At 69.9% G+C, this 14,547-nt stretch carries 14 protein-coding genes and 2 pseudogenes; 10 read left to right on the plus strand and 6 right to left on the minus strand.

Annotation, left to right across the window (positions count from 1 at the left end):
- The first annotated feature begins 40 nt into the window (after positions 1-40).
- Entirely contained in the window at positions 41-838 is a 798-nt protein-coding gene (locus ACYUED_RS19785; protein ID WP_491293606.1) for a helix-turn-helix transcriptional regulator, read from the plus strand.
- Between the two features lie 276 nt (positions 839-1,114).
- Here ACYUED_RS19785 and ACYUED_RS19790 read toward each other — a convergent pair whose 3' ends face one another.
- Positions 1,115-1,615: a type III secretion system chaperone family protein gene (locus ACYUED_RS19790; RefSeq protein ID WP_491293607.1), complete on the minus strand. Its 501-nt coding sequence runs from the start codon at positions 1,613-1,615 to the stop codon at positions 1,115-1,117.
- Positions 1,608-2,945: a D-inositol-3-phosphate glycosyltransferase gene (gene mshA / locus ACYUED_RS19795; protein WP_491293608.1), complete on the minus strand. Its 1,338-nt coding sequence runs from the start codon at positions 2,943-2,945 to the stop codon at positions 1,608-1,610. The genes ACYUED_RS19790 and mshA overlap by 8 nt, the downstream gene beginning before the upstream one ends.
- 449 nt (positions 2,946-3,394) lie before the next feature.
- Here mshA and ACYUED_RS19800 point away from each other — a divergent pair, with 449 nt between their 5' ends.
- The 3 genes from ACYUED_RS19800 to ACYUED_RS19810 all read left to right on the plus strand — a co-directional run bounded on the left by ACYUED_RS19800 (position 3,395) and on the right by ACYUED_RS19810 (position 7,052).
- Positions 3,395-4,189: a class I SAM-dependent methyltransferase gene (locus ACYUED_RS19800; RefSeq protein ID WP_491293609.1), complete on the plus strand. Its 795-nt coding sequence runs from the start codon at positions 3,395-3,397 to the stop codon at positions 4,187-4,189.
- Between the two features lie 197 nt (positions 4,190-4,386).
- Positions 4,387-5,454: a C40 family peptidase gene (locus ACYUED_RS19805; protein WP_491293610.1), complete on the plus strand. Its 1,068-nt coding sequence runs from the start codon at positions 4,387-4,389 to the stop codon at positions 5,452-5,454.
- Between the two features lie 278 nt (positions 5,455-5,732).
- Entirely contained in the window at positions 5,733-7,052 is a 1,320-nt protein-coding gene (locus ACYUED_RS19810) for a PP2C family protein-serine/threonine phosphatase (protein WP_491293611.1), read from the plus strand.
- A 106-nt stretch (positions 7,053-7,158) separates the two neighbouring features.
- On the opposite strand, the gene ACYUED_RS19815 is transcribed toward ACYUED_RS19810, so the two are convergent.
- The 3 genes from ACYUED_RS19815 to ACYUED_RS19825 form a co-directional block, all read right to left on the minus strand.
- Positions 7,159-7,491, minus strand: a complete 333-nt coding sequence (locus ACYUED_RS19815; protein ID WP_491293612.1) for a DUF2516 family protein — start codon at positions 7,489-7,491, stop codon at positions 7,159-7,161.
- 131 nt (positions 7,492-7,622) lie between these two features.
- A complete protein-coding gene (locus ACYUED_RS19820; RefSeq protein ID WP_491293613.1) occupies positions 7,623-8,297 on the minus strand; it encodes a hypothetical protein in 675 nt (224 codons plus the stop codon).
- Positions 8,298-8,382: 85 nt separating this feature from the next.
- Positions 8,383-9,090, minus strand: a complete 708-nt coding sequence (locus ACYUED_RS19825) for a helix-turn-helix domain-containing protein (RefSeq protein WP_491293614.1) — start codon at positions 9,088-9,090, stop codon at positions 8,383-8,385.
- Between the two features lie 78 nt (positions 9,091-9,168).
- Here ACYUED_RS19825 and ACYUED_RS19830 point away from each other — a divergent pair.
- Positions 9,169-9,921, plus strand: a pseudogene (locus tag ACYUED_RS19830) (TnsA-like heteromeric transposase endonuclease subunit); the annotation flags it as partial.
- A 77-nt stretch (positions 9,922-9,998) separates the two neighbouring features.
- Entirely contained in the window at positions 9,999-10,319 is a 321-nt protein-coding gene (locus ACYUED_RS19835) for a hypothetical protein (protein ID WP_491294867.1), read from the plus strand.
- Between the two features lie 30 nt (positions 10,320-10,349).
- Here ACYUED_RS19835 and ACYUED_RS19840 read toward each other — a convergent pair whose 3' ends face one another.
- Entirely contained in the window at positions 10,350-10,979 is a 630-nt protein-coding gene (locus ACYUED_RS19840) for a TetR/AcrR family transcriptional regulator (RefSeq protein ID WP_491293615.1), read from the minus strand.
- Positions 10,980-11,029: 50 nt separating this feature from the next.
- Between ACYUED_RS19840 and ACYUED_RS19845 the strand changes: the two genes are divergently transcribed.
- The 4 genes and pseudogenes from ACYUED_RS19845 (at position 11,030) to ACYUED_RS19860 (ending at position 14,272) form a co-directional block, all read left to right on the plus strand.
- Positions 11,030-11,959 (plus strand): NADP-dependent oxidoreductase, encoded by a 930-nt coding sequence (locus ACYUED_RS19845; RefSeq protein ID WP_491293616.1) that lies wholly within the window; start codon positions 11,030-11,032, stop codon positions 11,957-11,959.
- A gap of 250 nt (positions 11,960-12,209) precedes the next feature.
- Positions 12,210-12,593, plus strand: a pseudogene (locus ACYUED_RS19850) (hypothetical protein); the annotation flags it as partial.
- Positions 12,583-13,032 (plus strand): nitroreductase family deazaflavin-dependent oxidoreductase, encoded by a 450-nt coding sequence (locus ACYUED_RS19855; protein ID WP_491293617.1) that lies wholly within the window; start codon positions 12,583-12,585, stop codon positions 13,030-13,032. The pseudogene ACYUED_RS19850 and the gene ACYUED_RS19855, both read left to right, overlap by 11 nt.
- 334 nt (positions 13,033-13,366) lie before the next feature.
- The gene (locus ACYUED_RS19860) at positions 13,367-14,272 is read left to right on the plus strand and encodes an NADP-dependent oxidoreductase (protein WP_491293618.1); all 906 of its coding nucleotides are present in this window, start codon (positions 13,367-13,369) and stop codon (positions 14,270-14,272) included.
- Positions 14,273-14,547 lie beyond the last annotated feature (275 nt).

Genomic DNA, 14,547 nt, shown 5'->3' on the forward strand with positions numbered 1-14,547 from the left:
CTGCCGACCCTCGTACGACCTCGTCTTGTACGTTTTTTGCATGGCCCCGCAGCCGGAAGTGTCCGCCTGGCGCCCGCGTATCCCCGGTGTCGTCGAGGTCTTCCACGCGCACTTCACCGAGTACGCCTACCCGATGCACGTCCATGAGGCGTGGACGCTGCTCATCGTGGACGACGGGGCCGTGCGGTACGACCTCGACCGGCATGAGCACGGCACCCCGCACGACACGGTGTCCCTGCTCCCGCCGCACGTTCCGCACAACGGCTCCCCCGCCACCCCGCACGGCTTCCGCAAGCGCGTCCTCTATCTCGACGGCACCCACATCTCCGACGAGCTGATCGGGGCCGCCGTCGATCAGCCTGATCTCCGTGATCCTGTGCTGCGGCTGCGCGTCGGGCAGTTGCACACCGCTCTCACGCACGCCGGGGACGAGTTGGAGGCCGAGAGCAGGCTGACCTTCATCGGGGAGCGGCTGCGCGACCATCTGCGCCCGGCGGTCGCCACTCCCCCCAGGCCGGACCCCGCCCTGGCCCGCCGTCTGCGCGAACTTCTCGACGAGCACGTCGTCGACGGGCTCAGCCTGGAGCGGGCCGCCGGGCTCGTGCACGCCCATCCCGCCCATCTGGTACGGGCGTTCAGCACCGCGTACGGCATCGCGCCGCACCAGTACCTGAACTCCCGCCGCGTCGACCGTGCCCGCCGGCTCCTCCTCGACGGACGGCCGCCGGGAGAGGTGGCGACGACGACGGGGTTCTTCGACCAGTCCCATCTGACGCGCCATTTCCGGAAGTTGGTGGGCGTCACGCCCGGACGGTATTCAAAGACGGTGCGCGGCTGAGCACCGAAGTGGGTGCGCGTGAACTCCCGCCAGAGGGTGGGGACTTGGCCGTCGGGTGAGGGAGCGGCGAGGGCGGGTGCTGTCCTGGTTGCGGCGGCGGCCGTCACGGCTGTGCACCGGTCAGGGGACTGGGTCCGGCCATGCCGTGGTGCGCGTTGCCCCTGTCCGTACGTCCTTCCATGCGGCCCTTCATGGAGTGAACGACGTTCGGATCTGCGTCGGGCGTGAGCATGCGACGGATCCCTTGGGCACGGAAGGGATCGTGCAGGCGTCGGGTCAGTCAGCCGGGCGTTGAGTCAGATGCGTGAACGCGTCCAGGTTTCGCGTCGACTCGCCGCGTGCCACCCGCCACCCGTACTCCTTGCGGATCGCGGACGCGAAACCGAGTTCCAGGAGGGTGTTGAAGCTGCCGTCCGCCGCCTCCAGGACCTGGCCGAGGAGGCGGTCGACCTCGTCGGGGGTGACCACGGACAGCGGAAGCCGTCCGGTGAGATAGACGTCGCCGAGCCGGTCGACGGCGTAACTCACGCCGTACAGCTTGAGGTTGCGCTCCAGGAGCCAGCGGTGGACCCCGGGCTCGTTCTCGTCGGGGTGGCGGATGACGAAGGCGTTGAGCGAGAGGGAGTGGCGGCCGACGAGGAGGGAGAGGGTCGTCTTCAGCTTGCGGGTGCCGGGGAGCTGCACGACGTAGTTGCCGGGAGCGGGGCTCTCCCATTCGAGCTCGGCGTCCTTCAGGACGCTCTCGATGACCTGGGCCGCCTTTTCTGCATCAGCCATGGTGGGAGCGTACGCGACGCCGGTACGACTGCATCGCGGCCGTATAGACGTCCGCCGTCGCGGCGGCCGCGGTGTCCCAGCCGAAGGACTGCGCGTGCCGCGCGGCGGCCTCTCCCATCCGGGACGCGAGCGTCGGCTCGTCAGCGAAATCGCTCAGCACGCGCGCGTAGTCGGCGGGATTGTGGCCTCGTACGAGGAAGCCGGTGTGTCCGTCGCGCACCGCCACCGGGAGTCCGCCCACCGCCGCCGCGAGCACGGGTGTACCGGCTGCCTGTGCCTCGATGGCGACCAGGCCGAACGACTCGCTGTAGGACGGCATGACGAGCACCGAGGCGGCACGGAACCAGTCCGCGAGCTGGTCCTGGCCGACGGGCGGGCGGAAACGGACCACGTCCGCGATGCCCAGGCGGGCGGCGAGCTTCTGCAGGCCCTCGGGCTTGGCGAGGCCGCTGCCGCTGGGGCCGCCGACGACCGGGACGACGATGCGGGAGCGCAGGTCGGGGCGCTCGTCGAGGAGGACGGCGATCGCGCGCAGGAGGATGTCCGGGGCCTTCAGGGGCTGGATGCGGCCCGCGAAGAGCGGGACGAGCGCGTCCTGCGGGAGGTCCAGGCGGGCGCGGGCTGCCGCGCGGCCGTCCGCGGGGCGGAAGCGGTCGAGGTTGACGCCGGGGTGGACGACGGCGACCTTGCCGGGGTCGGCGGAGTAGTGCCGTACGAGTTCGTCGGCCTCCTCCGCGGTGTTCGCGATGAGGCGGTCGGCCGCGGCGACGATCTGGGTCTCACCGATGACCCGGGCGGCGGGCTCGGGGGTGTCGCCGACGGCCAGGTTGGCGTTCTTGACCTTGGCCATGGTGTGCATGGCGTGCACCAGGGGGGCGCCCCAGCGCTGGGCTGCCAGCCAGCCGACGTGGCCGGAGAGCCAGTAGTGCGAGTGGACGAGGTCGTAGTAGCCGGGGCGGTGGCCGGCCCAGGCCTGCATCACGCCGTGCGTGAAGGCGCACATCTGCGCCGGGAGTTCCTCCTTGGCGAGGCCCTCGTAGGGGCCCGCGTCCACGTGGCGGACCAGGACGCCGGGGGCGAGTTCGACGGTCGGGGGGAGGGACGCCGTGGTGGCGCGGGTGAAGATCTCCACCTCGATGTTGATCGCGGCGAGGCGTTGGGCGAGTTCCACGATGTAGACGTTCATGCCGCCCGCGTCGCCCGTGCCGGGCTGGTGCAGCGGCGAGGTGTGCACGGAGAGCATCGCGACGCGCCGGGGGCGGCGGTGGAGTCGCAGTCGCGGGGGCGCCGGTTGGGAGCGACGCCCGAGCCTGCTGACGTACTGGCTCACGTGGCGTTCCTCCTTGTGCGGGCATGCCTGGGGGAGGGTGTGGGGCGCCCTCCACGGGGGTGCAACATCGGAGAGGCAGGTTCCCATTCCGGGCGGGGTGAATTTTGCCGAGGCATTACCGGGTGTCGCTCAACCGTTCGAGGCCTGGATGCGTGGAGTGTCGGGTGGGACGCCTGCGGCCGCTTGTGGGTGTGTGTGGGGGGGTACGCGTCGCGTATCGGTCCGGGCCTGCGGGAGGGGTGCCTGCGGCGGCCTGTGACGGTCCCTGGGGGTGCGCGTTGCGCATCGGGGTTTGTTTGGGGGTCGGGGACGCGCCGGGGGTGCCCGTCCTCGGTCGGGCGGTTGCCGTTTCCTGGGGGCCGGTGATGGACGCCCGCCGCTCGGGCGGGCACGCCCCGGCACGTCCCCTGCCCGCCGTTGCGCCCGTGCGGCCGCCTAGTCTCGTATGCATGACAGCCCGCGCCTCGCACCGCCCCGTGGGGACAGTCACGCGCGGGACCACCAATCCCAATCGGCTACGACGTATGGATCGGTGGATCGCCGCCGTCCAGGGGGCCGAGTTGCGCAGGGCCGTCGATCCCGTCGCCGTCGATCTGGGGTACGGGGCGGCGCCCTGGACGGCCGTGGAGTTGCTGGGGCGGCTGCGTGGCGTTGCGCCGGGGGTGCGGGTGGTCGGGGTGGAGATCGAACCGGTGCGGGTCGCGGCCGCCAAGCCGTATGAGCGGGACGGTCTTGTCTTCCTGCACGGTGGGTTCGAGATTCCTGTTGCCGGGCGGCCGGTGCTGGTTCGGGCCGCCAATGTGCTGCGGCAGTACGAGGAGGCCGAGGTCCCCGGTGTGTGGGAGCGGCTGTGTGCGCGCCTTGCGCCCGGTGGGCTGCTCGTCGAGGGGACCTGTGACGAGATCGGGCGCCGGCATGTGTGGGTCGCGCTCGGGCCCGAGGGGCCGCGGACGGTTACGTTCGCCACCCGGCTCGGCTCCCTGGAACGGCCCTCCGACCTCGCCGAGCGTCTCCCCAAGGCGCTGATCCACCGCAACGTTCCCGGCGAACCGGTGCACGCCTTTCTGCGCGACTTCGACCGCGCCTGGTCCGCCGCCGCGCCCTACGCCTCCTACGGCGCCCGTCAGCGCTGGATCCGTGCGGTGCGGGATCTGACGGCCGACTGGCCGGTGACCGACGGGGCCGGACGGTGGCGGCAGGGTGAAGTGACGGTGGCCTGGGAGGCGTTGGCGCCCCGGAGCTGAGTGCGGGTGCTGTGTGAAGTGCGGGGAACGATCTCCGTGACTTGTTCGTCACACAGGCTGGAGATCGTCATGCGGGGACAGGGGATGGGTATGGGGGGGAGTCTGACTGCCTCTGTCGTTTTGTGGGGTGGCGTGGCACGATCCTCGGGTTCCGTAAGTTACTGACGGTGAATCAGCTTTGGTTTGGGGGAAGCCGTATGGGCACGGGCAAGCGCGGACTGGTCGCGGCGGCCGTGGCAGTGGTCTGCGCGGTCACGGTGCTGGCCGCACCGGGCACGGCGTTCGCCGGCCCCGACCCGACACCTTCCGCTTCGTCGACTCTCCTGCCCGACACGGGCCTTGAGGCCGTCCGCGAGAAGCTCGACAAGCTTTACCACGACGCGGCGGTCGCCACGGACTCGTACAACGCGGCCGAGGAGAAGGCCCAGCAGCAGTCCGCCGCGATCGTCGACCTCGCGGAGAAGATCGTCACGGGCCAGAAGAAGCTGGCGGAGTTGAAGAAGCGGGCCGGTTCCGCGGCCGCCGCCCAGTACCGGAACGGCGGACTGCCGGACGAGGCGCAGCTGCTGCTCAGCAATGATCCGCAGGAGTTCCTCGACGGGGCGGGGCGGGTGCTGCAGGGGCAGCGCGCGACCAAGGGTCTGATCGCTGAAATGACCCGCACCCAGCAGGACTTGGAGCAGTACGCCGCGGACGCCTCCGCCCAGTGGAAGAAGCTGGAGGCGAACCGCAAGACGAAGGACGCCGCCCGCAAGAAGATCAACAAGCGGATCGCGGCCGCCGAGAAGCTTGAGAGCCGGCTGAAGAAGGTGGAGAAGGAGCGGCTCGCCAAGCTGGAGCAGGAGGCCGCCCTCAAGGCGCAGACCACCTGGCTCGACTCCGGGATCCTGGATGAAATCAGCGGCAAGGCGTCCGCACAGGGCAAGAAGGCGGTCAGCTTCGCCACGGCCCAGATCGGCAAGTCGTACGAATGGGGCGCCGAGGGCCCGGGCACGTACGACTGCTCGGGGCTGACCTCACAGGCCTGGGCCAACGCGGGCCACGCCATTCCACGCACCTCGCAGGAGCAGTGGAGGCAGTTGAAGCACATCGACATCAAGGACATGCGGCCCGGCGACCTGATCATCTATTTCGACGACGCCAGCCATGTCGGGATGTACCTCGGCGACGGCGCGATCGTGCACGCCCCGCGCCCCGGACGAACGGTGACGATCACGGGCGCGGGATCGATGCCGATCCTCGGAGTGGTGCGACCGGACGCGTAGAAACGGGTGGTTCGGGCGGATGTGTGAGAGGCCGACACGTGACCCACGGCACGTGGAACTCCCCGGTAAACGCACGGCGGACGTGACGTTCGTCATTCTTGCCTCAGGCCCCTCCTGTCCAACTGCGGTATGGATCGCGGCATATGACGCTGGCGCCTCTCCAAGCAGCGTGTCTCACGCCATTCCTTTACGGCACCGCCACCCGCTATGGTCCCCGTCGGTGGATCGAGATCTCTCGACCCACCGTGCCCTCGGGGGGAGGGAAGGAACTCAAGACGATGCCCGTACCCATACCGCGGCAGAGAGCGATCCCGGCCGTGGAGAGTGGTCAGGCGCAAGCCGCGCAACGAGGCGGCACCTCACCGGCCCCGACCCCGCACAAGGAAGCCACGGTCGACCACCACGCCGCCACCACCACCAACCTGACGCTGCTGCTGATCGAGGACGATCCCGGCGGCGCCACGGTCATACCCGAACTGCAGGACTCGGCCGGTCGGCCGATCCGCGTCCGCACGGCCCGCAACCTCACCGAGGCCGCGCGGCTGCTGACCGACGACGTCCACTGCATCCTGCTGGACCTCGCGCTGCCGGCCCCGGGGCGCGGCGGTGGCGACGAGGAACTCGCCGTGCTGAGGCATGTGCTGGAGCTCGCGCCCCGGCACGCCGTCCTCGCTCTCACCGCGTCCGGTGACGCCGAGCGCGGGGCCGAAGCGGTACGCGTCGGCGCCCAGGACTACCTTTTCCGGGATGAACTGGACGGCCGGCTGCTGAGCCGGGCGATCCGCTACGCCGTCGAGAGGAAACGTTCCGACACGGCCGAGCGACGGCTCGCCGAGGGACGGGTGCGCGCGCAGGAGAACCGCCGCCTGGAGCGGGGGCTGCTGCCCACGCCGCTGCTGGAGGGGTCGTCGCTGCGGTTCGCCGCGCGGTATCGGCCGGGGCGGTCCCGGGCGCTGCTGGGCGGTGACTTCTACGACGTCGTCCGCACCCCCGACGGCACCGTGCACGCCATGATCGGTGACGTCTGCGGGCACGGCCCGGACGAGGCGGCGCTCGGCGTGGAGCTGCGGATCGCCTGGCGCGCGCTGACACTGGCGGGCCTGTGCGGCGACGAGCTGCTGGGCACCCTGCAGCAGGTACTGGAGCACGAACGGTCCGACGAGGAGATCTTCGCGACCCTGTGCACGGTGGACATCTCCCCGGACGGCCGCCGCGCCGGGCTGTGCCTGGCCGGGCACCCGTCCCCGCTGATCGCCCGCCCGGGCCGGACGGCCCAGCTGCTGCCGTACGACAACAACGGGCCCGCCCTCGGGCTGCTGCCGGGCGCCCGCTGGCCGCGGATGCAGGTGGAGCTGGGCCGTGAGTGGAGCCTGATGCTCTACACCGACGGGCTGATCGAGGGCCGGATCGGTGAGGGGCTGGAGCGGCTCGGTCAGGACGGCATGGTGGAGATGGTGCGGCGGCAGCTGGCCGCCGGCCTGCGGGGCGAGGAGCTGCTGCGGGCCGCTGTGAACGAGGTGCGTGAGCTCAATGGGGGCGAGCTGACGGATGACGTTGCGGTGTTGCTGCTGGACCGCGGGCCTGAGCGGGCGGGCTGAGCGGGGAGTCTGAGGGGGCTGAGCGGGCTGAGCGGGCTGAGCGGGGGCTCGCGCCTTCGGGGCCGGGGCCGTCAGGCGCCTCCGGGTCTTTTGGGCCCCGCAGGGATCAGCGTCCGCCGTTGTACGGGCCGTAAGGACCGTCGCTGCTCGATCCCCGGCGGCTTCTGCCGCCACCCGGGAGGCCTCGTAGGGCCGGGCGCACGTCGACCATGTAGACGATGGTGGCGACGAGGCCGAGGACCGGCAGGAACGACAGGATGTTGAAGATCAGGTTCACCACGAAGGCGAGCCCGAGGATGATCAGCCAGAAGGGCTTGGTCTTCTTGTCGGCCGCGCGGTAGGCGTCCTCACGACGCGTGGCGGCGTCGATCAGCGCGAAGCCACTGAAAAGGATCAGGGCCATGCTCAGCAGCCACATGAACCCTGCGAATCCCTGCATCAGCACTACGTCCACCACCCGACTCGGCTTGTTCCTACGCGGTCACCGTACCCGTTACAACAAGTCGGCTACACGGAGAACGGGCCCGGCACCGTAGTAGTGCCCGACCCGTTACCGATCACCCGTCCGTGTTACTTCGCGGGCGGCGTCGTCTTCTTGGCGGTGGTGGTCTTGCGAGGAGCCGGCGCCTTCTTGACGGCGGCGGGCTTCTTCACCTGAGCGGGCTCGGCCTTGGCCTCGGCGGGCTTGGCCTCCTCCTTGACCTCGACGGGCTCGGCCTTGGGCTCGACGGCGACGGCGAGCTCCTCGATCTCCTCGGCGGCCTCGCCGCGCCAGGTCTTCACGGCCTGCTCGCCGTGCTCGGCGACCTTCTCGTAGGTCTCGCGGGCCTTGACGGCGTACTCGGCGGCCACGCCGACACCGCGCAGCGCGAAGTCCTGGGCCGACTCGCCGAACTTCTTCAGGTCGGCGTCGATCGTGGAGCCGAGCTTCTTGATGTCACCGTCGATGGTCGCGAGGAACTCGGTGACCTTGGTCTGGAGGGACTCCTGGGTCTCCTTGACGCGGGCCTGGGCCACCTTGGCACGGGCCTGCGCCTCCTTCGCACGAGCCTGGGCCTTCTCCTGGACGGCCTTCGGGTCGGTGCTGCGGACGGCCTCGAAACGGGCCGGGGCCTCGGCGCGCAGCTGCTCCACGATGCCGGGCACCTTCTTGGCCTGCTGAAGGGCCAGGTCGGCGGTGCCGGCGGCGAAGTAGAGCGGCGTCGGGTCGCTGAGGGTCTTGCGGAGGTCGTCGGTGATGGCCATGGTGATGGTCCTCCCGGGTTGCTGTCAGCTGAGGGTTTTGGTTCCCGCGGTCGGTCGGTCGGCCGAGTGCACGTACTGCTCCTGGTCAGCCGGCCGTCTGCTGCGGGTCGTTCGGGTCGTGCGGTGCGGCGTCGCTGCCGTCGGACGTGCGGGTGCGGCGCGCGGCGGACTTGCGTCCACCGGCCGTGCGGGTCCTGCTGGTTCGGCGCTCGCCGGTCTGCTCACCGGCACCCTTGCGGGCGCGGCGTATGGCGGTGTCGTCGCCGTCGACGTCATCGGTGTCATTGACGCCGTTGACGCCGTTGGCGTCCTGGGCCTCGGTCGTGGCGGCCCGAGTCGCAGCCGTCGTACCGGTCTGAGCCGTACCCGGGCTGGGCTCGGCGGTCAGGACCACCTCGCCGGCCTCCGGGGCCAGGCCCGTCGCCTCGTCCGCCGTGCCGATCCCGAACCCGTTCTCCTTGCGGAAGGACTCGTAGATCTGGAGCAGCACCTGCTTCTGCCGCTCGTTCAGCGTGGGATCGGCGAGGATGACGGCGCGCGTCTCCACCTCGTCCCGGTCCCGCTCGGCGTCGAGGATGCCGGCGCGCACGTACAGCGTCTCGGCGGAGATCCGCAGCGCCTTGGCGACCTGCTGCAGGACCTCCGCGCTGGGCTTGCGCAGCCCGCGCTCGATCTGGCTCAGATACGGATTCGACACCCCGGCGGCATCAGCGAGCTGCCTGAGCGACAGCTGCGCGGTGCGCCGCTGCTCGCGCAGATATTCGCCAAGATTGCCGACGTTGAGCGATGCCATGCCTCCACCTTGCACCACCCTCGCTAACTATTGCAAGCACCCGCTTGCAAAAGTGCGCCACGCCACTCGGTCGGGTGCATGAGGCTGAGCACGACAGGTGTCCTGTCCCTGCGATGTCCGGGCAGTCTCGGAGATCGCCGGGCATCTGCGTTGACGTCTCAGTCATCTCCGGGCATTTGGTGGGGTGTCTCGGTCTTCTCCGGGTACGCCGCTGTGGCTGTGCCTACGGTCGTTGTGGCTGGTCGGCGTCGTACCGGAGGCCCGGTGGATGCGTGTGAGGTGTCGGCGGAGGACGTCGAGCTGGAGTACGTCAACGCGGGTGGCGTCCGTGAGCGGGGGCCGCTGGGGCGTCTGTGGTCGGTCCGGTTCGAGTCGGTACGGCCCGAGCGGCGGTTCCCGGCGTTTCGGGGTCAGGGCAACTGGTGCGGCTGGTACTGGTCGGCGACATGCGGCGCTCATGTGGGCTACGAGTCGTGGCTGGAGCGCGATCGCCTGATGCTGCTCGACTTCGACCCGCTGGTGACAGGCATGTCCTCACAGCCGTTCCGGCTGTCCTGGGCGGAGCCGGGAGGGAAGCGGGTGCGGCACACGCCGGACTTCTTCGTCCGCCGGACCGACGGCACGGCCCTGGTGGTGGACGTGCGCCCTGATGAGCGGATCGAGCCGCAGGACGCGGTGAAGTTCGCGGTGACCGCGGCGGCGTGCCGGTCGGTGGGCTGGGACTTCGCCCGGGTGGGGACGCCGGATGCGGTGCTGATGGCGAACGTGCGGTGGCTGGCCGGCTACCGGCATCCGCGGGTACACCACCCTGATGTCGCCGATCGTCTGGTGGCGGTATTCGCTGATGGCACCGGTCTACTGGACGGGGCTCGGAGGGTGGGTGATCAGAACGCACCGCCCCGACGCCCATGGGCGAGCTGGCCTGGGACCATGCCCGCCGCATTCTGGCCCGGCGCGGCACCGATCCTGTCAGCGAGGAGGAGATCGCCCAGGCCGCCCTCGCGCTGCTGGATCGGGCCAGCGACGGACCACAAGAGTCCGCGGCCATGCCGGCGGAGCCAAAGCGGGGCAGTCGCAGGGATCGCAAGATCGCCGCCCGCACCCGCACCACCAGTGCGCCCGACCGGCCCTGGACGCCCCCGGACCCGTCCGAGTCCGGCAGAGACGACACCGGTGAGGGCGCGGACGACGAACTCGGCAACATTTGCCCTGTTCACGACCGCGCGTAGGCGCTCTTCCCGGGAGCCCGCTGGCTGGTCCTAGTAGGCCACAGTCGTCAGTGGCAGCCGGACCGCCGGCGGCAACGGCGGGATGGCCGGCTCGGCCTGCATGCCCTTGATCAGCAGCGCGGCGAAGCGCCGCGAGGCGGCCTCTGCGGTGGCCGGCGAGGGGGTCCGGATACCGCCGTTGGCCATGAGCACCATGACCAGGTCGTCCAGGACGAAGTCCGGGCGCAGCTTGCCCGCCGCCTTGGCCCGGCCGGCAAGTTCGGCGGCCTTGCCCAGTGCCCGCTCCCGATCCGCGGCGAAGTCGATCGGTTCGGGGAAGGCCGAGACGAATGCCGTGGTGAAGCCTCGGTCTCGTGCCTGCATTTCACACATGTTCTCGATTACCCGGCAGAAGCCGCGCCATGGGTCCGGATCGGCCAGCCCTCTGTCGATGATGGCGGTGCAGTCCGCCATCTGCTCGGTGAAGACCTCGGTGACCAGGGCTTCCTTGGTCGGAAAGTGCCGGTAGAGGGTGGCGGGGCCGACCTCGGCACGCCGCGCGATTTCGCGCATCGGCACATCCAGCCCCTGCTCAGCGAAAATCGTGCCTGCCACCGAGAGGATGCGCGCGCGGTTGTCCCGGGCGTCAGAGCGCAAGGAGTGAGGCAAACGGTTCGTCATCCCTCTCACTTTAGCTAAACGGACGGGGTGTTCCGATAGCCTCCGACGCCATGAGAGCACTGACTTTCTCCGAGTACGGTCCCGCAAGCGTCCTTGACGTTGTTGACGTGCCGGAACCGCACGCTGGACGGGGCCGCATCCGGGTGACCGTACGGGCTTCGGGTGTCACCCCGTCCGACTGCTCCCTGCGCGCAGGCCGGCTCCGCGACATGATGCCGCTGCCCCTGCCTCACGTGCTCGGCATGGACGCCGCAGGCGTGGTCGACGAGGTCGGTCCAGGGGTCACCGGGGTTCGGCCGGGCGACGCGGTCTTCGGCATCGTCGATCGCGCCGTATTCGGCGGCGCGAACGCCGAGTACGCCGTTCTGACTGCCTGGTCGCCGAAGCCGGACGCGCTGAGCTGGGAGCAGGCCGGCGGCGCGGCCGCGAATGTCGAGACGGCCACGCGCGTTCTCGACCGGCTGAAGGTCGGCACCGGCACGACCCTGCTGATCGAGGGCGCTGCCGGCGGGGTCGGCACGGTCGCCATCCAACTCGCGGCGGCCCGGGGCGCGACCGTCATCGGTACGGCCAGCGCACGCAACCACGAGTTCGTTGCGGGACTGGGGGCGATACCGACCACCTACGGCCCTGGTTTGGGCGAGCGGGTCAACCTCCTGGCACCGGAGGGAGTCGACGCCGTCCTGGACTGCGCCGGGTCCGGCTCGCTACCCGATCTGGTGGACCTCACAGCAAGCCCGGACCGTGTGGTGACCATCGCCGACCTGAACGCCGCGAAATACGGAGTTCACATGTCCGGCTCAGTGGGCCCCGGAGCTGACCGGCAGGCGGTCGAAGGACTCGCCGCAGCCGCCGCCCTCGCGCAGCAGGGCCGCTTCACCGTGCCGGTTGCGGCCGCCTTCTCCCTTGAGGATGCGGCCGCGGCGCACCAGCTGAGCGAAACCCGCCACGCCAGGGGAAAGATCGTGCTTACTGTCTAGTGCCGCATCACGCTACGTCCGCTCTGGCGTGCTGTGTCGCCCGGTTGCTGTGGACCAAGAACAGGTCCAAGTTCCTGGAGTTCTGCCACTACCTGCGCCGGGAAAGATCGGATGGCCAGAATGATCACGTGGCTGAACGTGTGCGGGTCCGGGATATTGATGACGACGAGGGCAGGCGCCCGCTGCGGATCATCCGCAGAGGCACCGGCTCGGTGGTGACCTGGCGGCGGGCTCAGATGGTGCTTATCCGCGCAGGGCACGCTCGCTGCACCCGGCGAACGTGCGCATCGCGATCGCCTGTGACAACTACTCACCACACCTGACGACGAAGCGGTGCCAGCGGGTCGGGACGTGGGCAGCGGCGAACAACGTCGAGATCGCCTACACACCGACCGACAGCTCCTGGCTCAATCGGATCGACGCCCAGTTCACCGCCATGCGCTACTTCGCTCTCGACGGCACCGATCACGCCAGCCACAAAGAACAGGGAAGCATGATCCGCCGCTACATCATCTGGCGCAACAAGCACGCCGCCGACGAACGCCTCCGCGCGGTCGTGAACAGGGCGAACGTTTTGATGCGGCAGCAGCAGTCATACGCGACGAGACGATGGGACGAATTCCATGCCTCTTGAGGGCGAGTACGAAGCCAGTCCGACCCAATTCGTGCGTGATCAGGTTGAGTTGTACGAGAAGTCCGGCGGCACCGAGGGAACGACCTTCCTCGACACCGGCAGGCCGGTTGTCCTGCTCACCACCCGGGGCGCCCGGAGCGGCAAGCTCCGCAGGACTCCCCTCATGCGGGTGGAGCACGACGGTCTGTACGCGGTGGTCGCCTCGCTGGGCGGCGCGCCCAAGCATCCGGCCTGGTACTTCAACATCCTCGCCGATCCGCGCGTCGACCTTCAGGACGGACCGGTGCGCCGGGACATGGTCGCCCGTGAGGTGACGGGCGGGGAGAAGGCCCTGTGGTGGGAGCGGGCGGTCGCCGCGGCTCCCGACTACGCCGAGTTCCAGAAGAAGACCGACCGCGAGATCCCCGTGTTCGTCCTCGAACCGCCCGCCGGAAACTGATCCGCACCGGACGGAGAAACAATCCGGCGCCCGGAGGAATGGACTCCTCCCCTCCGAGCACCCGCTGATCGGCCCACCAGACCTCGAATTCGGCCTCGGTTCCTTGGTCTGGCCAGCGTTCTGCGACCGTCGGCAGAAGCAGAACATCGACGAACCCTGCGACCGGAAGACCGAGGTCGACGAAGATCCCGATCGCCTCCGGTCTCGGGACTGCCGTCACCGTCCCTCGGAACCTTTGCCCGAACCGTAGGCCGCGACGGATTCGAGTCCGCTCTCCGCTTCACCTACTGATCTCACGAACGGCCCTTTCCGGCCGCTGGAAAGGCAGAACCTCATGCGCGCAGTCCGCTATCACGAGTACGGCGGTGTGGAGACCCTCGTGGTCGAGCAGGTGCCGGAGCCCCGTCCCGGGCCCGGCGAGATCCGTATCCGTGTCGCAGCGGCCGGCGTCAATCCCGTCGACTGGAAGTTGCGTTCCGGTGCCGGGCGCAAAATGCTCCCCGTCGACCTGCCCGCGATTCCTGGGCGTGAGGCCGTCGGTGTCGTTGACCAGATGGGTGAGGGCGTGCAGGGGGTGAGCATCGGTGACCGTGTCTTCGGGCTGGGCGGCCTCACCGGCGCGACGGCGGAGTTGGCGGTGCTCTCGGCCTGGGCCCACGCGCCCGCCACGTGGACCGACGAGCAGGCCGCCGGCGCCGCTCTGGCATCCGTGACCGCGATGGGCGGGTTGAAGGCGCTCGGTCCCCTGCGGGGCCGCACTCTTCTCATCGAGGGCGCCGCCGGAGGCGTGGGCAGTGCCGCTGTCGAGATAGCGGTGGCTCAGGGCGCCTCCGTGATCGGGACGGCCAGTGAGCGCAACCACGCGTTCCTCGCCTCGCTCGGAGCCGTTCCCACCACCTACGGCACCGGCCTCGCGCAGCGCCTCGCCACCCTGGCTCCGGGCGGAGTCGACGCCGCGCTCGACACCGCGGCTTCCGGTTCCCTGGCCGATCTCGTCGCGATCGTGGGCGACCCCGCCCGCGTGTCGACGATCGCCGACCACGCCAACGCGCATCGCCTGGGCGTGCACCTGCCCAACGTGCTGAACGACTCCACGCTCCTCGCCGAAGCGGGCGAACTCGGCCGAAAGGGCCGCTACACCCCGCGCATCGAGCGGACGTACCCGCTCGAACAGATCGCGGAAGCGCACGCATACGCCGAGCGCGGACACACGCGGGGAAAGATCGTGGTCAGCGTGTGAGCAGCTGAGCCTGCCCCACCGCTCGGGGCCCGCCGGCCGGACAGTCGGAGGCGCCCCGAGCCATCTGCACTGGCCCCTGGACGTCCCTACGTGAGGTACGACGCTGCTTACGCATCGAAGTCGAGACCGTTGTGCGAGCGTCGGACCTGTCCCGCCCACGGAGCAGGAGCGATCAGCACCGGACCCCAGCAAGTTGCGGATGCCGCCACGGTAGACAGGTACCCGGAGCAAACTAAGACGGTCTCAGGTCCGGACGTCTCAGAGTTCTCCGGGCA

It is taken from the genome of Streptomyces sp. DF42, assembly GCF_058267695.1.